The organism is Candidatus Symbiopectobacterium sp. 'North America', from assembly GCF_015762685.1.
GTDB lineage: Bacteria > Pseudomonadota > Gammaproteobacteria > Enterobacterales > Enterobacteriaceae > Symbiopectobacterium.
The window spans coordinates 1-21,197 of record NZ_PEHF01000005.1; the positions used below are offsets into that span (position 1 = coordinate 1).

At 54.9% G+C, this 21,197-nt stretch carries 19 protein-coding genes and 8 pseudogenes; 16 read left to right on the forward strand and 11 right to left on the reverse strand.

Going from position 1 to position 21,197, the window contains the following annotated elements:
• The first annotated feature begins 122 nt into the window (after positions 1-122).
• The 3 genes from CS369_RS01555 to CS369_RS01560 all read left to right on the forward strand — a co-directional run bounded on the left by CS369_RS01555 (position 123) and on the right by CS369_RS01560 (position 1,239).
• Positions 123-545: a hypothetical protein gene (locus CS369_RS01555; RefSeq protein WP_196905735.1), complete on the forward strand. Its 423-nt coding sequence runs from the start codon at positions 123-125 to the stop codon at positions 543-545.
• A complete protein-coding gene (locus CS369_RS22580; protein ID WP_210769473.1) occupies positions 529-855 on the forward strand; it encodes a hypothetical protein in 327 nt (108 codons plus the stop codon). The genes CS369_RS01555 and CS369_RS22580 overlap by 17 nt, the downstream gene beginning before the upstream one ends.
• Positions 856-1,002: 147 nt before the next feature.
• Positions 1,003-1,239 carry an acyl carrier protein gene (locus CS369_RS01560; RefSeq protein ID WP_196905749.1) on the forward strand — a complete coding sequence of 79 codons (237 nt, stop codon included), beginning with the start codon at positions 1,003-1,005 and terminating at the stop codon, positions 1,237-1,239.
• Here CS369_RS01560 and dhaR read toward each other — a convergent pair.
• Complete coding sequence (gene dhaR, locus CS369_RS01565) at positions 1,224-3,206, reverse strand: dihydroxyacetone kinase operon transcriptional regulator DhaR (RefSeq protein WP_196905736.1); 1,983 nt, start codon at positions 3,204-3,206, stop codon at positions 1,224-1,226. The two genes, CS369_RS01560 and dhaR, sit on opposite strands and share 16 nt — an antisense overlap.
• Positions 3,207-3,769: 563 nt before the next feature.
• On the opposite strand from dhaR, the gene CS369_RS22825 reads away from it, so the two are divergent.
• The 5 genes and pseudogenes from CS369_RS22825 to CS369_RS01590 all read left to right on the forward strand — a co-directional run bounded on the left by CS369_RS22825 (position 3,770) and on the right by CS369_RS01590 (position 7,656).
• Positions 3,770-4,174, forward strand: a complete 405-nt coding sequence (locus CS369_RS22825) for an MIP/aquaporin family protein (protein ID WP_244664704.1) — start codon at positions 3,770-3,772, stop codon at positions 4,172-4,174.
• 215 nt (positions 4,175-4,389) lie between these two features.
• Positions 4,390-5,454, forward strand: a pseudogene (gene dhaK, locus CS369_RS01575) (dihydroxyacetone kinase subunit DhaK).
• Between the two features lie 97 nt (positions 5,455-5,551).
• Positions 5,552-6,178 (forward strand): dihydroxyacetone kinase subunit DhaL, encoded by a 627-nt coding sequence (dhaL, locus tag CS369_RS01580; RefSeq protein WP_196905750.1) that lies wholly within the window; start codon positions 5,552-5,554, stop codon positions 6,176-6,178.
• A 35-nt stretch (positions 6,179-6,213) separates the two neighbouring features.
• A complete protein-coding gene (gene dhaM, locus CS369_RS01585; protein WP_196905737.1) occupies positions 6,214-6,666 on the forward strand; it encodes a dihydroxyacetone kinase phosphoryl donor subunit DhaM in 453 nt (150 codons plus the stop codon).
• Between the two features lie 36 nt (positions 6,667-6,702).
• Complete coding sequence (locus CS369_RS01590) at positions 6,703-7,656, forward strand: HPr family phosphocarrier protein (protein ID WP_196905738.1); 954 nt, start codon at positions 6,703-6,705, stop codon at positions 7,654-7,656.
• Between the two features lie 67 nt (positions 7,657-7,723).
• Here CS369_RS01590 and CS369_RS01595 read toward each other — a convergent pair whose 3' ends face one another.
• The gene (locus tag CS369_RS01595; RefSeq protein WP_244664705.1) at positions 7,724-8,317 is read right to left on the reverse strand and encodes a LysE family translocator; all 594 of its coding nucleotides are present in this window, start codon (positions 8,315-8,317) and stop codon (positions 7,724-7,726) included.
• Positions 8,318-8,453: 136 nt separating this feature from the next.
• The gene (locus CS369_RS01600; protein ID WP_196905739.1) at positions 8,454-8,819 is read right to left on the reverse strand and encodes an HMA2 domain-containing protein; all 366 of its coding nucleotides are present in this window, start codon (positions 8,817-8,819) and stop codon (positions 8,454-8,456) included.
• A 305-nt stretch (positions 8,820-9,124) separates the two neighbouring features.
• On the opposite strand from CS369_RS01600, the gene CS369_RS22830 reads away from it, so the two are divergent.
• From CS369_RS22830 to CS369_RS22845, 6 genes and pseudogenes are all read left to right on the forward strand, one after another.
• Positions 9,125-9,310, forward strand: coding sequence for a hypothetical protein (locus CS369_RS22830; protein WP_244664706.1), 186 nt, complete (start codon positions 9,125-9,127; stop codon positions 9,308-9,310).
• A 158-nt stretch (positions 9,311-9,468) separates the two neighbouring features.
• Positions 9,469-10,140, forward strand: coding sequence for a YtxH domain-containing protein (locus CS369_RS01610; protein WP_196905740.1), 672 nt, complete (start codon positions 9,469-9,471; stop codon positions 10,138-10,140).
• A gap of 27 nt (positions 10,141-10,167) precedes the next feature.
• On the forward strand, positions 10,168-10,446 hold the full coding sequence (locus CS369_RS01615) for a hypothetical protein (protein ID WP_244664707.1): 279 nt from the start codon (positions 10,168-10,170) through the stop codon (positions 10,444-10,446).
• Positions 10,443-10,760, forward strand: a complete 318-nt coding sequence (locus tag CS369_RS01620) for a YtxH domain-containing protein (RefSeq protein ID WP_196905741.1) — start codon at positions 10,443-10,445, stop codon at positions 10,758-10,760. Before CS369_RS01615 ends, CS369_RS01620 begins: the two co-directional genes overlap by 4 nt.
• A gap of 74 nt (positions 10,761-10,834) precedes the next feature.
• Positions 10,835-11,926, forward strand: a pseudogene (locus tag CS369_RS24985) (hypothetical protein).
• Positions 11,899-12,843: an HAD-IC family P-type ATPase gene (locus tag CS369_RS22845; RefSeq protein WP_244664709.1), complete on the forward strand. Its 945-nt coding sequence runs from the start codon at positions 11,899-11,901 to the stop codon at positions 12,841-12,843. Before CS369_RS24985 ends, CS369_RS22845 begins: the two are co-directional and overlap by 28 nt.
• Here CS369_RS22845 and CS369_RS01630 read toward each other — a convergent pair.
• The 4 genes and pseudogenes from CS369_RS01630 to CS369_RS01645 all read right to left on the reverse strand — a co-directional run bounded on the left by CS369_RS01630 (position 12,840) and on the right by CS369_RS01645 (position 16,607).
• Positions 12,840-13,569 (reverse strand): annotated as a pseudogene (locus tag CS369_RS01630) (peptidase). The gene CS369_RS22845 and the pseudogene CS369_RS01630 sit on opposite strands and share 4 nt — an antisense overlap.
• A 48-nt stretch (positions 13,570-13,617) precedes the next feature.
• Positions 13,618-14,397, reverse strand: a complete 780-nt coding sequence (locus CS369_RS01635; protein WP_196905742.1) for a transglutaminase family protein — start codon at positions 14,395-14,397, stop codon at positions 13,618-13,620.
• Positions 14,394-15,182 (reverse strand): annotated as a pseudogene (locus CS369_RS01640) (alpha-E domain-containing protein). Before CS369_RS01640 ends, CS369_RS01635 begins: the two are co-directional and overlap by 4 nt.
• Positions 15,176-16,607 (reverse strand): annotated as a pseudogene (locus CS369_RS01645) (circularly permuted type 2 ATP-grasp protein). Before CS369_RS01645 ends, CS369_RS01640 begins: the two co-directional pseudogenes overlap by 7 nt.
• A 350-nt stretch (positions 16,608-16,957) precedes the next feature.
• On the opposite strand from CS369_RS01645, the gene CS369_RS01650 reads away from it, so the two are divergent.
• A complete protein-coding gene (locus tag CS369_RS01650; protein WP_196905743.1) occupies positions 16,958-17,296 on the forward strand; it encodes a zinc ribbon domain-containing protein YjdM in 339 nt (112 codons plus the stop codon).
• 153 nt (positions 17,297-17,449) lie between these two features.
• Positions 17,450-18,167: pseudogene (locus CS369_RS01655) on the forward strand (sulfite exporter TauE/SafE family protein).
• Here CS369_RS01655 and CS369_RS01660 read toward each other — a convergent pair.
• The 4 genes and pseudogenes from CS369_RS01660 to CS369_RS01675 all read right to left on the reverse strand — a co-directional run bounded on the left by CS369_RS01660 (position 18,096) and on the right by CS369_RS01675 (position 21,196).
• Positions 18,096-19,052, reverse strand: coding sequence for a LysR family transcriptional regulator (locus CS369_RS01660; protein WP_196905744.1), 957 nt, complete (start codon positions 19,050-19,052; stop codon positions 18,096-18,098). The pseudogene CS369_RS01655 and the gene CS369_RS01660 overlap by 72 nt on opposite strands.
• Before the next feature lie 19 nt (positions 19,053-19,071).
• Positions 19,072-19,936: pseudogene (gene yghX, locus CS369_RS01665) on the reverse strand (YghX family hydrolase).
• Between the two features lie 139 nt (positions 19,937-20,075).
• Positions 20,076-20,774: pseudogene (locus tag CS369_RS01670) on the reverse strand (GGDEF domain-containing protein).
• 2 nt (positions 20,775-20,776) lie between these two features.
• On the reverse strand, positions 20,777-21,196 hold the full coding sequence (locus CS369_RS01675; protein WP_196905745.1) for a DUF1987 domain-containing protein: 420 nt from the start codon (positions 21,194-21,196) through the stop codon (positions 20,777-20,779).
• Between the last annotated feature and the right edge of the window lies 1 nt (position 21,197).

The following is a 21,197-nucleotide window of genomic DNA, read 5'->3' on the forward strand; positions in this document are numbered from 1 at the left end:
GGCTGATGGCTGAAAACCCGGAAATCTCAAAAAGTGCGTGGAACTAAAACCGGTGTGCTTACAGTTCTATGACGGAAAAGCTCTTGGCTTCGAATAAAATCAAACAAGATCAATGTCTTATATTGTTGAAGGATTTGATTGCCGCGATGGGAGAAAGGCGCGAGACGCCAGCGAATTTTTTCAACCGCTACCCACTGCTTAGCCGACTGAACGGCGTCAGTATGCAAGATTTATCCTCCCATTCGACGCTGCCGAATGGAAATAGCGCCACAGTGACAGAGCCCCTCTTTATCGATACGGATAGCGCGCAGCCCACTGCGCCAGTGGCTGAGCCGCAACAGGAAGCCCGCGTTCAGGTAAAGCGGCGTGCTTCTGCCAGTAGTTCCGTTAGCTCTGATGTATCGTCCATGTCACCAGCGCGATCGCCTCTGGATAATTTCCAGATTAGCTCGCTGTCGCCCAGGCAGAACGTTAACCCCTTGGCCTCACTAGAGGCGTACCGTACCGTCGGGACCGATCTCTCCGCCGGTGCCTGCGGCAAATGACGATTCTTCTGCGATCGAAGAAGCGAGCCATTCGGGGGCAGCCTCTTCAGTAGGAAGTTCTTCATCCGCTATCAACAGCGAGGATCTGGCATTGCTGAAGCGCTGGCTCGGAAATGAAGTCCAAGAGAATGAAAAGGAAAAGGAGAGCATTAATAAACTGATCCTGCGTGAGGATGGGTTGTATACCCAGACGCTCGATCAAGAGCATTTCTCGCGGAAGCTGGCACTGAAGAACGCAGTGATATGCAGAAGACCTATATCAACGAGTCATTTCGTAAAATGCAATTGCACGAAGATTTTTTCCAACTAAGCCGCAACGCTCAGGCGTTGGTAGATAAATACAGCGAAAAATGCAACTCCCGGGTTTTGACCACCACGCCTGGCGTGAGGCGTACCCTGTCCTCACAGATATCACGAGGATGATGGCGTGATAAGCGGGAGTGATAATGAGCACCAGATGAAAGCATTGATTCATCAGGTGAGCGGTATCCCGATTGACAGCATTGGGTTGCATGATAGCGTAATCGCCACGTTGGGCCTGGATTCGGTCGAGATGATCGATTTACTGATGCAGCTTGAGACATTCGGGGTGACGATCCCGTCAGCGCAGATAGACGCTGCGCTGACGGTGCACGATATTGTTGAACGCTTCGTCGATGGGTCTTGTCCCGGAATAAATCAACCCACCTTGTAATCGGCAAGGTGGATATTAAGTTGCTTGAGTTTACGCCACAGGGACGTGCGGCCAATTTTTAATGATGAAGCCATTTGTGAGGCTTTGCCCCGGCAGTGGATCGCTTCCTGAATGAGCGCATCACGCTCCATCTCTTGTAATGATTGAGGATGAGGGCTCGCTTCTCGGGAGGATGCCTCAAGAATGTTTTCACTCAATGGTGCAGGAATATCTTTGACTTTTATTCGGTTACCGCTGCTATAGCTATAGGCTCGTTCGAGCACATTGCGCAGTTCTCGGTTATTTCCCGGCCAGGCATAGCGCATAAGTAACTGCTGCGCATCTTCTGAAAGCGTCACATTAGCCCCCATCTCGCGACTCATGATCTTAAGGTAGTGTTTGATCAATGCTGGGATATCTTCACTACGCTCCCGCAGGGCTGGCACGTGAATGTCGAACGATTGCAACTCGTACAGCAGGTGACGGCGAAAGCGGTTTTCCTCAACAAACTGATTGATGTCCACATCCGTAGTGGTGATCAACCTGACATCCAGCGGTACCAACGTCTGGTTGGCTTTGTTGAGCAATCCGGTTTTCAACAGTTGTAACAGCGCGGTTTGCACTTCTTGTGTCAGGTATTCGACATTTTCTAACAGCAGTGTGCCGCCTTTCGCCAACTCAAATTTGGAAATGACCGGTTTATCGGTATGTGCGTTGTTGCCAAGAAATTCGCTTTCCATGGCCTCTCGCGGTATTGCCTGGCAATTAATGGTGATAAAGGGCTTATCCCGACGCTCGCTGGCGTTATGAATGGCTTGTGCCAGATAGGCTTTACCAAGCCCCTCTTCACCATGCAGCAGGACTGAACCGCGCCCCTTAGCTGCCTGCTGTGCAAGGCGAACCACACGTCGGATAGCGCTGGATGTTCCAACGTAATTGAGATCGTCAAATGTCAGGCGGGCATACGCCCCGCCGTGGCGATGCACCAGTTCACGAATATGATCGATAGGGTGCAACAGGGCAATGTAACGGTCGGGCGTATTGGCGATGCCTTTCACTATTTTTAGCGACATTGCCAGTGCGATAAACGCGCCTTGGAACTCGACCGCGGTTTCGAACAGGTAGACATCCCGGTTTTCCGCAATGGTATGAACGATCCGCTGCGGTAAGTTCAGAATATTCTGAATATTTTTTCCTAACAACGTCTCACCCTTTACATTGAGCAGGTCGCTGCCATTTTTGTTCAGATAGAGGATGGTGCCTTTATGATCCCAGGCGAGAACGCCTTCTTCCACGCCATCCAGCAGGGCGTGTACTTCACTCAAATGCTGGTTGGATTCAGCCAAAATCATATCCGTGTGCAATTTTGCGCTGATTTGCTGTGCCGTGGAATGCACTAGCGCCAGGGCGGAAACCGTATCGCTGTTGTTCAGCAGAATCAGCCCAACCGCCCCCATCACTGCGCTGTAGCTGTCGAAAACCGGCATGGCGAAGCAGGAAAATTGATGCAAATGCTGATTGAAATGCCCATAGCCTTGCAGGCTAACCGGCTCGTGTAACAGCAGTGCCGTTGTGACGGCATTATTGCCCATCATACTTTCGCGCCAGTAAATGCCTTCACCAATACCCAGAGCCATCAGCCGTTGGCTCATGGCCGGAGAGGCGTGAAAACTCAACGTACATCCGGTTTCATCGGTCAATAACAAGGCGCATTCCGCGGTGGTGAGATAGGCAAAGATATCCTCCAGTATTGGCGCAGCGATATTGATCATATCGGCACGGTTGCGGCGCAGGGACTTGAACGTAATGCCTTTGGCGTAGAACGGCGTTGACCAATGGTCGTGACGCTGTTGTCGCCGGCAACGCAGCCAGGATTCAGTGACATAGGGCTTTAGCGCGAGATGTTCCATGCTGGCGGCATCGGGATACTGTATTGGGTCCGGCGTGATGAAATCGTGCCAGAGGGTTTTCAATTCAGCCTGTTTCACCGGTTGCTCCTTTATCGCGCCACTTTAGGAGATAGGTAACGCATTTATGTTCCATTTTGAAAATATTATGTCGAATCTGTGATGCACATCGCCAACCGCCCGTGGTGATGCGGTAAACCGAATGATTAAATTTAATATATTGAATTTAAATATATTTATTATTCCACTCAACGAAGTGTGAGTTGCGGCACAACTTTCCTCACAGTTTGACAGGTATCAAATAACAGGGCGAATGGCGTTATTGATGTTTCATTTTGGTTCTTTTTACGGCGTAACGATGTTCCTGAATTGAACAAAAAATTATTTTTTACAGCATGGATTCGGCTTCCTACTCTCATCGTGTTCGTTCCGTCATGTGGGTAACCCCTCAACCGAAAACGAAGGAGACAGCGATGAACGTTTTTCTTGCAGAATTGATTGGCACCATGGTGCTGATACTGCTTGGCAACGGTCTAGTAGCCAACGTGGTGCTAGCGCGGACCAAAGGGGGTAATAGCGGCTAGATCGTTATTACCGCCGGGTGGGGATTTGCAGTCGCAATAGCCGTATATATCACGGGCTGGGTGAGCGGGGCGCATCTGAATCCGGCCGTTACTTTTGGCATGTGGTTGTATGGCAGTATCTCGGGCGCAATGGCTCTGACCTACGTCGTTGCTCAATGTATCGGCGCCTTTCTCGGCTCGATTCTGGTCTATCTTACTTACAAACGACATTACGACGTGACTGAAGATGCCGGACTGATACTGGCGACGTTTTCTACCGGGCCTGCGGTGCGCGACTTTAAGTGGAACCTGGTCACAGAAATTATCGGTACGGCTGTTTTAGTCTTTGGCGTACTGAGGATTTTTAATTCGCATAACGGGATTGCGTCCGGTTTTGGTCCGTTCGCGGTGGGGATTCTGGTGTATAGCATCGGTTTGTCGTTGGGGGCCCCACGGGCTATGCCATCAACCCGGCGCGTAATTTAGGGCCAAGAATCGCTCATGCCTTGTTGCCCATCAAAAATAAAGGTCATTCCGATTGGGAATAAGCCTGGGTGCCAATTGTCGGTCCGTTGATCGGTAGTGGTATCGGTGCGCTGTGCTACAAGTTTTTACCGGTTTTTGCCTAACGGGCGGTACGCCGCTCACCCATGGAAATCGTCCTTTCCCCAGCGAAAGGGCGGTCATCAAGAGGAAGGGTCATGAAAAAGCTCATCAACAAAGTCGATGATATTATCAGAGAACAGCTTGAAGGTTTCGCACTCGCCCACCCCGAATTGACGGTGAATACCGAGCCTTTCTATGTTTGACGCCGTTCGGACAAGCCTAAAGTGGCGCTGATCTCCGGCGGGGGCTCCGGGCATGAACCGATGCATGCCGGTTTTGTCGGTTTTGGCATGCTGGATGGCGCATGTCCCGGCCATATTTTTACTTCGCCTACGCCCGATCAAATGTATGAGTGTGCGCAGAAAGTCAGTAACGAAAATGGCGTATTGCTGCTGATCAAAAATTATACCGGGGATATCCTTAATTTTGAGACCGCCTCAGAATTGCTGCATGGTGAAGGCATTTCCGTACAAGTGGCCGTCATTGACGATGATGTCGCAGTGAAAGACGGCTCGTACACGGCGGACCGTCGTGGCGTTGCCACCACTGTGTTGGCAGAGAAACTGTTGGGGGCTGCGGCAGAAGAGGGATATAGCCTGGAGCAATGCTCAGCGTTGGCGACGCGTATTGCCGATCAGGGCCGTTCTATTGGCGTCGCGCTCTCCTCATGCACGGTACCGGCTGCTGGTAAGCCCAGCTTTTTGTTGCCAGAAGATGAAATCGAATTTGGTATTGGTATTCACGGTGAACCGGGCATCCGTCGGGAAAAGTACACTGATGGTGACACCATTTTCAGCGCCATGCTCGATGAAATCCTTGATAACACCCCTTACTTGAGAACGCTGCGCCAATGGGATCGGGAAAAGGACGAATGGTTTGACGATACCCGCACCACGACGCCGCTCAACGCAGGTGACAATGTGATTGTGCTGGTTAACGGACTGGGCGCGACGCCAGCCTCTGAACTGTACGGCGTTTATCGCAAAGTGGCGGAGATCCTGGCGGCTAAACACATCAACATTGCACGTAATCTGATCGGCACCTATTGCAGTGCGATTGATATGCAGGGCGTCTCCATCACGGTGCTGAAAGCGGATGACGAAATGATCTCGCTGTGGGATTTCCCGGTCAGCACACCAGCGCTGAGATGGAAAATGTAGTCAAGTAATGCAAGCTGCCGCCGTTGGCGGCAGCTTGCGCGCAGATGCAGGGAGAGCCTGCATCCGGCATTGATGCGATGAAAACTGAGGTGCGATGATGGTGAAAACCAAAAGCAAGATGATCTCCTGGCTGGATGCGGCGGCCGATGTATTTGAACAACAACAAGAATTTCTCACCGATTTGGATCGTGAAATTGGCGATGCGGATCACGGGCTGAACATGAACCGTGGCTTTCGCAAGGTAAAAGAAAAGCTTCCTACGCTGGCAGATAAAGATATCGGCACCATCATGAAGAATACTGGCATGGTGCTGCTTTCCACCATCGGTGGGGCCAGCGGACCGCTGTATGGCACTTTCTTTATCAAAGCGGCAGAGACCGTCATGGCAAAAGAAGAGCTGACGGTAACAGATCTCTACCATATGTATCAGGAAGGGACAGAGCGCATTATCGCACGCGGCATGGCACATCCCGGCGATAAAACCATGGTGGATACGCTGAGCACGATTGTCGCATCGCTGAAAGCCCGACAAGAAGATCCGCTTTCCTCGGCGCTGGCGGAAACGCTGAAAGCGGCGGAGCAGGGAATGAAAAGCACTATCCCACTGAGTGCGGCGAAAGGTCATGCCAGCTATCTTGGCGAGCGCGCTATCGGACATCAGGATCCTGGTGCAACATCCAGCTATCTGCTGTTTAAAACGCTCTGTGATGTCGTGGATATGTGATGCCCTGATGACCCGATTGGGTAAGGCTGTAGAAAATGGTCAATATCGTGGTGGTTTCTCACAGTAAGCGCTTGGCGGAAGGGGTGGTGGAACTGGCAGCGCAGATGACGCACGGCAGCGTAAAATTTGCGGTGGCGGCTGGCATTGGCGATCCCGATAACCCGATTGGCACCGATCCGATTGCTGTGATGACGGCAATACAGGAGGTGCAAGATGAGGGGGATGTGCTGGTGATGGTCGACATGGGAAGTGCGATTTTGAGCACCGACCTGGCGTTGGAACTGCTGGGTGAGGCCTATGCGACCCGAGTACACGTTTGCGCTGCGCCCCTGGTGGAAGGCACGATCGCGGCGGCTGTCGTGGCCGCGTCCGGTGGTGATATTCGCCAGGTGATTGCCGAAGCGCATCAGGCTCTGGCAGCGAAATATCACCAGTTGAGCCAGGATGACAGGCTTACGGCGGCCATCTCCCCTGTTGCTTTGACGTAGGAGGCGCCATCGTCAGCACTCACTTTTTCTTGGCGTGTGGCTAACCCTGCCGGCATTCACGCGCGCCCGGCGTCGGCCATTGCCACCTGTCTTAACCGCTACAATGCCGATGTGCAACTGATGAAAGGTGCACAGACGGTGAACGGGAAAAGTGTCAACAATATCGCGCTATTGGCGATTAAGCATGGCGATGATGTCACGCTGCGCGCGAGTGGAGCGCAGGCGCAACAGGCGATTGATGCCTTTGCCTTGCTGGCGCACGATAATTTTGGCGATCGTTTAGAAGCGAAAGACGCCGCGTTGGCTCGCCCCCAGAGACATCCCCTGGGAGAATTGGTAACGGCCACCGTGTGTCGGGTCGAACGGACGTTGCCCGCCGTGACGCCGCGCGTCAGTCAAAGCGCGCAGGCTGAACTGGCTCAACTGGTACAGGCGATTGAGGCTGCCGTGCAAGACCTGTATGAGCTCTATGCGTTTACCGTGCAGCGCCTTTCTGATAAAGAAGCCGGGATTTTTATGGCGCAGCGTATGATGCTGGAAGATGACGAACTATACGATGCGGTTGCCGAGCGAATGGGGCAAGCCGCGGTGCAGGTTGATGCGCTGTGGCTGACGGTGATTAGCTCTCTGGCACAAGAGTATCAGGGGATTGAAGATTCCTACCTGAGTGAACGCTATATCGATATTTATGATGTCGGTCTGCGGGTGTTGCGGCATTTGAGCCATCAGCCAGACAGCGTGGTCACGCCCTGCCACTCTCCGATGGCGATCGTCGCCAACATATTGTTGCCTTCCGAAGCGGTGCAGTTGGATCCCGCCTGGATCAAAGGCGTTTATTTCACCGATTGCGGCAGAAACGCTCACGCGGCGATTCTGGCGACGGTGCTGGGGATTCCGGTGTTTATCGACAAGCCGGGCCATACGTGGGCGTTACGTCACGGAGAAACGATTACGTTCAATGATGACAGCGGGGAGATTCATCACGCCTGAAGCAGGATGGTCTGGCGTTGCTATCCCATTGGACGCAGGATAGCAACAGCGAAAACGGGCGGTTTTATTATCGGCTGGAGATCGCCAACGCCGATCCCGCCAACACAAACACGCCACCCGTGGCGCGATTAAGCAACGCCATGCGGCGCGGATTGCTGAATACGCCGGACAGATGGCGTCCGGTGCTGGCATAGAAAAACATGATGCTGAAATCAAACAGTACCCAGGTCAGCGCCAGAATAGAAAACTGAAGCGCATGGGGTTCTGTGGCGCTGATAAAGTTGGGAAACAGCGCGGCAAAAAACAGCAAATCCTTCGGGTTGCTGATACCGACTAAAAAACCTTTACGAAACAGCGCAACACGCGTGGGAGATGCGTCCATGTGCACGTGTTCAGGCGCATGGGCGGCGGCGGCTGAACGCCATGAGGCAATACCGAGCCAAATCAGATAGAGCGCGCCGACGATTTTCAAGATCATAAACGTGGTTGTTGAAGCGGCTAATACGGCTCCCAATCCCAGCGCCGAGAGTGACATCAGCACCAGCGCTGCGGTCACGTCGCCCAGTACGGTGGCGGCAGCACGTCCACGGCCATAGCGCAAACCATGAGTCATGCTGATCAACGCTGACGGACCGGGAATGGCAATTAAAACGGTAATCACGCCGACAAAGGCGAGTCAAAGGTGTAACTCCATGTTTTCTCAAACCCAATGCATGTAACGGGTACAAATGCAGCACCGCGCGCTATATTCTCACATATAGCGCGCGGTGCTCAAAGCGTATTTATGTTGGCAGCGGTTAACGCACGAGAGTGACCAGTCGTTTAACCAGTGGACCTTTGATCGCCATATCCAGCGTCATCAGCGCCAGTCCTTTCGCCAGTGAACGCGTATAGCGATGAAGCGATCTGTCGATGTAGGTTTGGTTTCTGGCAACGGAAAGCCATCCTGCCGGCTCAATGTGTGCCAACAGCGTATCGCCAGACAGGATCTTGCTGTCAAAACAAATCGCGACAGAACCGGCATAGTGACGATGTGTAATCTCCTGCACGCCCGCGATTTGGCGCAGCTGCGCAATCGTCTCGGTCACGCGTTCCGGGTTGCGCTGAATATATTCGGAGCGAATTCGAATGCGATTCTGTGTTTGATGCAAATAGGGAGACATGTCGCCGCGACTCGTAGGGATTATAATGATAACAATTTACATTATCGTAGTGAGAGTGTCTATCACCTCTGTTTATAGCGCGAATTGATAAAAAACAAACAACCTGCAATTAACTGCATAAATCTTAAGTGATTCTCCTGACGTTACGTTATTGTGACGTTGTCTTCGCGCAAAATATTTACATTCCTAACGTTGTGGCAGGGGTAACCTTGTCACCTTGTGTTGTGCGCGCAGCATGGGTTGATGTCGCATGAGATTGAAGCGGCATTGATGTTGGTAGGCAAAGGGAGGCTGTAGTCACCGTTATGGCGGCAGATGATTTGCAGAGTTTGATGGCGCTACGCCGTTTTGTCACGGTAGCGCACCATATTCCGGGGCGCATTCGCCTCAGTTTTACCAATCGCTTGGTCTCCGCACTCAGCCAAAGCCGGTTGGCTGCGCTGCAATCACTGTGTCACCCCGAGGGGGTGTCTGAAATCGTACAGCATTAATGCCGCAACCGGTAGCGTGGTACTGGAATATTGTGCCAGCACACTTTCCCCCACGCTGCTGACGCATCTGTTTGGTCACTATGATCAGGCGGCGCAACAGGCGCTGACGCAAATTCAGGCCGTGCTCTCCCAGTAAACCTAGTCAAGAGAGGGTCGTTATGAGTAATGATAATAATCCTGTGAATCAGGCTCCCTATTTCCCACCTTATGGCTATCTCTATTACGTGCCACAAGGCGATTCTGCCGCACAAGGGGCTTTTCCACCACCACAAGGATGGCCGCCGCAGCCAGCATGGTATCCGCAGATGGCGCCGGGCGCACTGCCTCCAGGGTATTTGCCGCCCGGCTATCCGCTGCCAGGGTATCTGTTCCCCGGAAATGCGATGCCGCAAGCTGCACATCATCACGGTCATCATGCAGCACCGGGCATGGACTGGAGCGCGCAGGCGCAAGGTGTGGTTGAGAATGTGATGGGAGAACAGGCCGGGCTGTTGAAAAGCCTGATCAGCACCATCGGCGCGGATGATAAGGAGTTTTGGAAAGGTGCGATGATCGGCGCGGCTGTCACACTGCTGCTAACCAATGACAGCGTGCGCCAGACGCTGACACAGACTCTGACAAGAGCAGGCTATCTGTTAAAAACCGGCGGCGATAAAGTCAAATCCTCTGTCGCCAGCGGTGCCGAAAGTGTGAAAGAGAGTGTAGCGGCGGGCAGCACCATTTTTCGCGACACGGTGAAGGCAGGTAAGGCGGAATTTCAGGCCTCGGTAAAGCGCCAGCGCGCGACAGCTTCCGCGCCTGAGGAGACGCCGAATGAGCAACAACCGTGACGCGTTAAGCCCATCAATCGTGCGGTGGTGGCTAGTGCGCAGGTGGGCTCTTGTATCGAACAATGGCGGCGTTACCAGCGCGGTGAAACCACGTTGAATGAAAGCGCCGTCAAGGTGGCAAGTGACGCCGCCAAAGCGGGCGTGGTGAGCGGTACGGTAATGGCCGTGGCCAGCGCCAGCGCGGGGCGGCCTTTGCTGACCTGGTTGACATTGGCGAGCGCCGGTATTGCCAGCCTTTATGTGCTGGATGCCATGCAGCGGCGTGAATCATTACAGGACCAAACTCAAGAAGGAGTGCAGGAATGAACCCTTCCAACATGCCTTATGTTTACGCCTATCGGTTGCCAAACGGACAGGTTGCCTATGCCAGTTACCCGCCTGCCAAGCCTCCGGCCCCTTATCGTCAGGCCAACAGCAAAACCCACTTTGTCACCGGCGTAGTGGCCGGCGCTGCCATTGCCTATTTGCTGACCAACCCGCAGGTGCAGCAAGGGGTCGCCGCCACGGCGAAAAAAGCGTGGGGCACCGTGCGCGGTGAAGTAGAAGAGTTAAAAGAGCGGCTGGCGGATCTCCAAGCCGAGCTGGATTACTACCGTCAGCAGGAGAATGACGCGTCGTGATGCCCGATCGAGAGGTCACTCTCGCGCCGGGGATTCGGGTCAAGCACCGCCTGCCCGGACGTTTGCGGCTGAGTATGACGCTGCTGGTACGTTTCCCTGATGGCGCGAATTGGCTGCGCCACCAATTGTTGGCGCTACTGGGCGTCACAAGGGTGCACCTGCGGCCGGCGATTGGCTCGGTGGTGATTGAGTACCATCCGGATCAGACCGACGAATCCACACTGTTGACACAGGTGGCTGGCATTGACTGGCAGCAGCGCACCGAGAGCGAGCATGAACCGGAATATTGCGGTGGCGATAATCTGCTCAACGCGGGGGGCTTGCTGTTAGCGCAGTGCCTGCCTCGACGCTGGGCGGCGCTGGCGACGCTGCTGCTGACCGGGGAAACGCTGGCTGAAGGCGTAGCCTCATTGACACGTCGAGAGCTGAACGTTGAGGTGCTAGATGCACTGGCAGTTGGGCTTTCCGTGCTGCGGGGGGATAACCGCACCGCGATGCTGACGTTGGGCGAGTACATGGAGCAGGAGACCAGCCGTCATTCCGATGCGCTGTTAGCCAGCCTGTTACGACCGCAGGAACACCGCGTGTGGGTCGAGCACGCAGGCGAACGTCGTCAAATGCTGTCGTCTGCGCTGACGGTTGGTGACGTAATGCTGCTTGGACCTGGAGACACCATCCCGGCGGACGGCAAGGTGTTGCGCGGTGTCGGCCTGATTAATCAGGCCTCCATGACCGGAGAAAGCGTACCGGTGCGGAGGGAGAAGGGGGCCTGGCTGTATGCGGGCACAAAGGTGCAGTAAGGCAATATTGCGGTACAGGCCGATCGGGTGAGGGAAGATTCCTCGATTGCCAACATCCGCCGCTTTATTAGTGAATCGTTAAGCCAGCAAAGCGAAACGCAGAAAGTGACACAGGCGATGGCCGACCGGCGCGTGGCGATCACACTCGGCGTAGGTGGGGCGGTGTTTGCCTTGACGCGTGACTGGCGGCGTCTGGCATCGGTATTTTTGGTGGATTATGCCTGTGCGCTGAAGCTAAGCACGCCGATCGCGTTTAAATCCATCATGTACCGCGCGGCGCAAAGCGGCTTGTTGCTGAAAAGCGGGCGGGCTATTAACAACTCGCTGCGGTTGATACGGTGGTGTTCGACAAAACCAGCACCTTGACGCACGGTGATATGCAGGTGACGGAAGTGGTCAGTTTCGATCCGGAGCGTGCCTGGGCGGAGCGCCTGCTGGCGATCGCCGCTTCTGTTGAAGAACACAGCAATCATCCACTGGCGAAAGCGGTGGTGGCGTCGGCGCACCACCATGCGTTGCCCCACATCAATCACGGTGAAGTGGAGTATGTGATTGCGCACGGTCTGCTGTGTGAACTGGATGGCCATCGCATGGCGATCGGCAGCCGCCATTTTCTGGAAGCGCACTATCAGGTTGTGTTCTCACCGTATGAGACCGAGATTACCGCGCTGGCTCAGCAGGGGTATCATTTGCTGTTCATCAGCCTCGATGAGCGGTTGGTTGGCATGATTGGCTTGCAGGATAACTTGCGGGCGGAAGCACACGAGGTGATCGCACAACTACGCCAGTCGGGGATCGATCGCATCGTGTTACTGACTGGCGATCGCGTTGAAAAGGCGCAGCAACTGGCTAACGCGTTATCGATGGATGAATGCGTGGCTGAATGCACGCCAGAGAGTAAGGTGGATATGGTTCAGGCGCTGCAACAGCAGGGCCGCAACGTGCTGTTTATCGGCGATGGGGTAAATGACGCCCAGGTGTTGGCGCAGGCGGATGTCGGGCTGGCCATGAATCAGAGTACCGAGCTGGCGCAGCAGGCGGCTGATGCGGTGCTGATGCAGGATAATCTGCACGGCGTGGTGCTGGCGCGTGAACTGGCGCTGAAAGCGATGAAACTGGTGCACAGCAACATTGCCCTGACCGAGTGGGTCAACAGCGGCATCATGCTGACGGAGGCGTTGGGCGGTTTATCTCCGGGCGGCAGCGCACTGCTGCACAATGGCACCACCCTTGCGGTATTGCTGCGTGCGCTGGCAGCACGGCGGACGAGTGTGACGCGTTAAAGCGAGAACGGCGGCAATTGACGTAACGTGTTCTGTAATCCTTCCGACCAGGCTTTGCGAATGGTGGCAAAGTAGGGGTCATCCTCGGTAATACGGCGCTGCCCGCTGTCATCAAAGCTGTCAGCCCAGTAGATCATCACATCCAGTGGCAGCCCGACGGACAGGTTGCTGCGCAGCGTGGAATCAATCGAGATCAGCACGCAGCACATAGCCTGCTCGAGCGTGGTTTCTCGGGTTAATACCCGGTCAATGATCGGTTTGCCGTATTTGCTTTCGCCAATCTGGAAATAAGGCGTGTCGCGCGTCGCCTCGATAAAATTGCCTTCAGGATAGATATGAAACAGGCGGGGGGACTTCTCCAGCGATTTGCCCACCTAACAGCAGGTTGCAGCCAAAATTGGTGATGCTGGTATGTTGTTGCATACGACTGTCGCGATCGATGACTTCACACAAGGTGGCACCGACCAGCGTCGCCGCATCGTACAAGATAGCCACCTGCAACAGGTTAGGCTCGTTGTCACTGCGCATGCGCGTTTCCAGCAGGCTGACAATGCTTTGTGTGGTGGCCAGGTTCCCGGCGGACTGAAGCACCAATACCCGATCGTTGGCGCTGTGAATCACATGCAGTTTTTTAAACGTTGCAATGTGATCCACCCCGGCATTGGTGCGGGAGTCCGAGGCGAACACCAGTCCGTCCGACAGGCACATGGCCACACAGTAAGTCATAATCCGATCATCTCATGGTTATTGCTGCTGCACCTGTTGTGAAAAGCGCTACACTTCAGCTTCAGAAAACAGGATTTCGCTGCTGCCACCCAGACGGCTGACGCGTATCGGGCAGGCATCCAAATAGTCCAACCCGGTTGCCAGACGCAAATGCTGCGTCAGGCTGCACGAGTTGTTAGTGATATCAAAACTCAGCCAGCGTCCATTCAGCCACACTTCCGCCCAGGCATGCATCGCCACATGGCCCGAATCCGGGCTGTGAACGTAGCCGCTGACATAGCGCGCTGGCAGGTGCAGGCTGCGACAGCAGGCCAGAAACACATGGGTGTGATCATGACAGACTCCCTGCCCGCATGTAAAGGCCTGCGCAGCGCTATCTTGCACCTGCGTTGCACCGGGCGTGTAAGGCATGCTGACCAACAGTGCCGCCATCAGCGCGTTCAGGCTCTCTTCCGCCGCTTCCGACCGGTAGTAGCGCAGCGCGAACGCGCGAATCGGCGCATCTGCCTGCGTCAGCGGCGTGCTGCGCAGGAACACCAACGGTGACAGCAGCTCATCCTCTGGCTCACTATCATCGTTATCGGCAATGTCTATCACTCCCTGAGCGTGAATGACGATTTCCTGATGCGGGTGATCCAACGTCAGCACATGCAGCACGTTGCCCCAGGTGTCGGTGGTGGCGACCGCCGAGCGATCAGACAGCGTCAGTGACCATGAAGCCACGCGTTGGCGGGCGGAGTCACGCGGCGTCAAACGCAGATACTGGGTGCTGAATTTCACTTGTTCATCATAGCGATAGCGCGTGAGATGATTAATGGTCAGTTTCATACCGTCTCCAGATAGGTTTGTCGCACGCTGTCAGCCAGCGCGTTGATTCGGGCCAGCAGACCGGTGAGATACACCTGCATATCCGATTGCGCCAAATCTTCCCGCGTACTGAAGCGCAGATCGACATTCAACTGGTGCGCCAGACGCAGCGGCAGGTGAGAACGGGTGTTAGCGATCTGCTCCAATTGACCGACAACGTCTTCGATGCAGGCGCGCAGTGAGCGCGGCACGTCGTTACGCAGGATCAGCAGTTCAGCCACCGTATCGCGCGTGACCGGCTGGCGATAGATGCTGTTATAGGCCTCGCGTGCGCTGACCGCGCGCAGCAGCGTGTCCAGCCGATAATATTCACGCACCGGATCGGTGTCGTTATTCAGTTGCTGATCTTTGAGCAACAGCAGTTGTGTGGTGGCGAAGGCCCGCTAGATCAGCGTGCCGATACGGATAAAGCACAGTGCATCGTTGCGCAACAAGGTGCCGAACACCGCGCCGCGAAACAGATGGGCGCGATCTTTTACCCAGTCAAAGAAGGCGTCGATCCCGACTTCTTCCACCCCTTTTTGCCGCAGCGTGCGCAGCTGAATACGTGTGGTGTTGATGCACTCCCACACTTCGGCGGACAGGCTGCCGCGCACCGCATGGGCGTTGTTCCAGGCCATCTCGACGCAACTGTAGATACTGCTGGGGTTATCGCTGTCGAGGGCAAAAAAATTGATCAGGTTCGCCATGGAAAACTGCGGATAACGCGCCATCCAAAACAGCTCACTGGCTGTGCGGCTTAGCATGATTCGTCATCCTCCATTACCCAGGTGTCCTTGGTGCCACCCCCTTGCGAAGAGTTCACCACCAGCGAGCCTTCTTTGAGCGCCACCCGTGTCAGCCCACCGGGCACCAGGCGGATCTCCTGCCCGTAGAGCACAAAGGGACGCAGATCGATATGGCGCGGGGCCAGTCCTTGCTCCACAAAGGTCGGGCAGGTGAAGAGCGCCAGCGTCTCCTGCCCAATGTAGTTCGCCGGGTTGGCCAACAAACGCTGGCGAAATTCCTCTATTTCAGCGCGACTGGCACGCGGCCCTACCAGCATGCCGTAGCCGCCTGCACCGTGAACTTTCTTCACCACCATCTGATCCAGATTATCCAACACGAAGCGCAAATCCTCCGGCTTACGGCACTGCAAGGTCGGGATGTTGTTCAATAGCGGTTCTTCGCTCAGATAGAAACGGATCATTTCCGGTACGTAAGGGTAAATGGATTTATCATCGGCTACGCCGGTACCGATGGCATTGGCAAGCACCACGCCACCCGCACGATACACCGACAGCAGACCCGGCACGCCGAGCATGGAATCAGCGCGGAACGCCAGCGGATAGAGAAAGGCATCATCAATGCGGCGATAGATAACATCCACCTTGCGTGGCCCTTCGGTGGTGCGCATGTAAACCGCCCCTTCCTTGATAAACAGGTCGGCACTTTCAACCAGCTCTACCCCCATTTGCTGGGCCAAAAAGCTGTGTTCAAAGTAAGCGCTGTTAAAACGTCCCGGCGTCATCACCACCACGCAGGGATCGTCTACCGGTGAGCTTTCGCGCAGGGTTTGCAGCAGGTAACTACAGTAGAGCTCTACCGGGGCGATGTGTTGCTAGGCGAACATATCCGGATAGAGGCGCATCATCATCTTGCGGTTTTCCAGCATGTAAGAGACGCAGGACGGTGTGCGCAGATTATCCTCCAGAACGTAATACTCACCGTCACTGTTGCGCACCATATCGATGCCGGTGATATGTGCATAAATCTGATTGGGCAGGGTGATACCCTGCATGCAGGGTTGGAATTGCTCGTTTGCCAGCACCTGTTCGGCGGGAATGATGCCGGCTTTGAGGATGTGCTGATCGTGATAGATATCATGCAGAAAGGCATTCAGCGCGTTGACGAATGCCACTGTCCAGTTTGCGCCACTCCGCCGCCGGAATAATGCGCGACACACTGTCAAACGGGATTAACTATTCAGTACCCTCATCGTCGCCGTAGACGTTGAAGGTGATACCCACCCGATGAAACAGCAGCTCTGCCTGCTCCTTCTTCTGCAGCACCGATTGCTGATCGGTGCGTTGCAGCCAGCGCCACCATGGATCGTAATGCTGCCGCTGCTGTCCCTCTGCCGTGAGCATTTCATCGTAATAAGGTCCACTAGGAAGCGTTATTTTTATCATTGGCATCTCCGGGCATTACGCAATAAGAAGATAATGGTTGCCATGCATAAAAAATGCCAAATAACGCAATCTTGTTTTTCGATAGTGTCGTTGCGGCGCTTTGCACGCTATTGAGTCAGTAATGCACAACCAGAGCGCGTTTGCGCCAGACGATAGTGCGTCAAACGGCGGTGGTTTTGTGTCAATGTGGTGCGCATTGCTTTATTGCTGTGCAGGGCTGCGCCATGGGGTTGCAGGGCGTTTGGCTGTACGCTGTGAGAGAAATAGCGTAAAATAGTGACTATGCATCACGTTTTCTTATGATTTTGTTATTTATTTTACCTTTTTATTGAATTTTCAGGAGTCATGCCGTGTCAACCTTACCAAATTGTCTAAAATGCGACTCTGCCTTTACCTGGCAGGCCGATGAACAGCTCAATTGTCCTGAGTGTGGTCACGAGTGGTCCATGAATGCGGAAACCGCTGATGACGACGGGTTGGTCGTGCGTGATGCCAATGGCAACCTGTTGGCCGATGGCGACAGCGTGACGGTTATCAAGGACCTGAAAGTGAAGGGCAGCTCTTCCACGTTGAAGATCGGTACCAAAGTGAAAGGTATCCGTCTGGTCGAAGGCGACCATAACATCGATTGTAAAATTGATGGTTTTGGCCCGATGAAGCTGAAATCCGAGTTTGTGAAGAAAAGCTGAGTTTTTTCGCTACGCGCCGCTTTTGCTGAGGCGCGAGCGCTTCCCCTGCAAGTTTTCCCTGAGTCTCCCTCAATAAATTCCCTATCGCGCTTTTGCCAGGCTATGCGTATTTTCGTGTTACCCCTCGGAATCAGTGGCAAATAAGGATAAGGGATGGTGGCGATACTCTCCATGTTTTTGTTAGCGGGCATGATTAAAGGCATTGTCGGCCTCGGTTTGCCGACGGTCGCCATGGGGCTTATGGCGTTAACCATGCCGTCGACAAGCGCTGCTGCTGATCCCTTCTTTCGTCACCAATCTGTGGCAACTGTTTGCTGGCCCGGCATTTTTATTGCTGGCACGGCGTCTTGGCAGCTTTCTGGTCGCGATACTGATAGGGACGCTGTGGAGCGGCGTCCCGACCTTGGTGGACGCGTCGCCATGGGCCCCGGTTTTCCTGGGGGGAATGCTGGTGGTTTATGGCGTGTGGGGGCTGATTGCACGCCGCCTGCCTGCACCCGGTCGTCATGAAATCTGGCTTTCTCCAGTCATAGGCTACCTCACTGGAATGATTACGGCTGCGACAGGAGTGTTTGTGATACCGACGGTGCCCTATTTGCAGTGTCTGGCATTAAAGAAAGATGATCTGGTGCAGGCGCTCAGGCTGGCATTCACGGTTTCAACACTGGGGCTGGCACTTTCGTTGGCGCAGGGCGGTGGGTTGCCTGCGTTGAATCTGTCGTTATCGCTGCTGGCACTGATCCCGGCGCTGCTCGGTATGGCGCTGGGTCAACACGTGCGAAAATACATTGGTGAAACGCTATTTCGCCGCTGCTTCTTTCTCGGATTGATCGCGCTGGGGGTCACCATGGTGCTCAGCATCGGGGGCTGATGCTTGCATGCCGCTTATCTGTTCGACAAATTCCTGAAGGTGACCTGACAGCTCGCTGAACCGGCGCTCGCACAGCAGCAAGCGGCGCTGCGCCCACGCGTCAGTGAGCGAAATGGCGCGCACCTGTTGCGTATCCGCGTGCGCCAGGGCTTTTTCGGGCACAATCCCGATGCCGATACCTTGCTGGACTAACCCGATTAACGCCGGGAAATCATTCAAGCGCACGCGGTACTTAAGACGCTTGCCGCGCTGGCGCGCATGGTGGTCGATATGCTCCTGCAACGCGCTACCCGTGTTCAAACCGACAAACTCCGCATCCAGCAGGGCTTCAAACGCCAGCTCGGTCGAACTCGCCCACGGTGAAGTGACCGCAGCCGCCACCACCAGCGGGTCCAGACCAAATTCACGCATTTCCAGGCCCTGCAACGGAACTGAATCGGCAATGATACCCACTTCCGCGCGCTGGTTTTTAATCGCATCCACAATGTCGTGGCTGGGCTTTTCGCTGACGCTAAGGGAAATACGCGGGTGGGCGAGCAGATAGTCACTCAAGCGCGACGGGAGGTGCAGGCTTAGCGCAGACGCATTGCAGAGCAGGGCGATATGCCCACGCAACCCGTTGCCAAACTGCTGCAACTCGCTTTGCATATGATTGCGCTGCTGCAATAGCGTATTGGCATAGTGAGCCAGCGCAAAGCCCGCTTCGGTGAGCGTCATGCCGTTACTGACGCGGGTTAGCAGCGCCACGTCAAGTGCCTCCTCCATGCCGCGAATGCGCTCGCTGGCGGCCTGAAGCGTGAGGTGCGAGCGGACGGCGCCTGCGGTGATACTGCCCGCCTGCTGCACATGAAGAAACAGGCGCAAGTCGTTGAAATCAAAGCGCATGGTTTATCCTGAGCATACGCTAGACCAGATAGCGCCGGAACCAGGCCAGGGTGCGTTCCCACGCCAGATCAGCGGCAGCCTTGTCATAGCGCGGGGTGGAGTCATTGTGAAAGCCGTGTTTGGTGTTGGGATAAATGTGCGCCTGATACACCTTTTTTCCGGCAATCAGCGCGTTTTCGTAGGCGGGCCAGCCTTCGTTAATGCGCTCATCGCGTTCGGCGTAATGGATCAGCAGCGGCGCCTTGATGCGCTCAACGTCTTCCGGTTTAGGCTGGCGACCATAGAAAGGCACTGCAGAGGCCATTTCCGGGTAGGCCACTGCCGTAGCAGAAACCGGTGATGCCCACTTTACCGTTGCTGTCCGGGTGCTTGAGCATAAATTCGATAGCGGCGAAAAAGTCGTTCATCAGTTTAGTGGGATCGACCTTTTGTTGCAGTTCCCGCCCTTTTTCGTCATTGTCGGGATAACCGCCGACGCTGCTGAGTCCGTCAGGGGCCAGCGCGATAAAACCGGCTTTTGCCAGCCGGCGCGCAATGTCTTCGATATAGGGATTGAGGCCGCGATTTTCGTGCACCACCACCACCGCAGGCACCAGGCCGGTCAGGTTGGCGGGTTTTACCAGATAACCGCGCACGCTGCCGTGCCCATTGGGTGACGGATAGGTGATGTACTCAGGGAGGATATCCGGGTCCGTGAACTCGACCTGCTGTGCCAGGGCGTAGTTGGGGCTGAGCAGTGACAGCAGGGTCATGGCTGTCAGGCCGCCCACCGCATATTTACCCGCGCGTTCCAGAAACTCTCGCTTGGTGAGTTTCCCATGCGCGTAGTAGTCATACAGTTCTAGCAGTTCAGGTTGGAAATCTTGTGCAGTAAGACGTGGCATGACGATACGCTCTCCTTTGGCAACCCATCCAACACGGGCTATCATCACAGTAGCAAAAGTGACTCAACGCCGCGCTAATGTGCTCTGGCGTTCCTTGCCATTTTTACCTTTTTTTACGTTGGAGAACGCAGACATCGGCCTAGCGAAACATCACTCGGTTACGCCCTTGCTGTTTGGCTTCATACAGCGCGGCATCAGCGGCGTTGTACAGGGTATCAAATCCGGTAGTTGCCGGGGCCCAACTGACGCCAAAGCTGGCTGTCACCTGATAAGCAGGCAACGCTGCCAGGTTTGAGCGGTTCAGATCGTCTTGGATGCGCTGCGCATACAGGACGGCCTGTTGCAGGGCAACGTTATCCAGCAAAATCGTGAACTTCTCTCCGCCCACGCGCCCAATGCTGCCGACACCGCCCAGTGCGTGACGCACACGGGTGATCAGCTCGCAGATCACCGCATCGCCTGTTGGGTGGCCAAAGTTGTCGTTCACCCGCTTGAAGTGGTCGATATCCAACACAATCAGCGAGGCCTGGCGTTGCGTGAGCACCGTACTGATGATGTCGATAATGGCACCACGGTTGTAGACGTCCGTGAGCGGGTCGTGTATCGCTTTGTAGGCCAGTTCATCGGCCAGCTGATGCTTTAAGCGCGTCAATTCGCGTTCTGCTCGATCGCTGCGTGAGATTAGTCCGTGGGATTCACGCACCAGACGCTGATAGTGCTCGGTCAGTGCCAGCAGGCTATCCCGGTAGACTTACGCGGGCCTGTCAGGCTGAGCAGCCACGTTGCGCGCGGCGAGCAGGATGTCATATTCCGGGGTGAACAGCTCAAAGGTGCTCATGATTACTCCATGATATGGCTGTGAAAATCCAACGCGGGGAAGTCGATATGCAACTCTTCGCCAAACTCCTGAGCGATATCATCCTCACAATTGTGATACCAGTGCAGGGCGATAGCGAGCGAGTCCTGCGCCGCCAGGTGCAGCACATTGAGCAGGCTAAACAGCATTTTGGTGCTGGAGCTGTTGAAATAGCTCAGCGAAATATGCACCTCGATTTCGGTTGCGAGCGCGTCATCGCGGTGCGATAGCTCGGCAAGATAGGCTTCCACCTTCTCGATCAGCGGCCGATAAAACGCAGCGGCGTTCTCTGGATAGGATTCACCGGAAAGGGATAACCGATGTGTGTCAAAGCAAAAATCAACGCTGGGAGTGGATGCTGTCCCGGCGAGATGAACATTATCGATGCGAGTTATATTTATCATT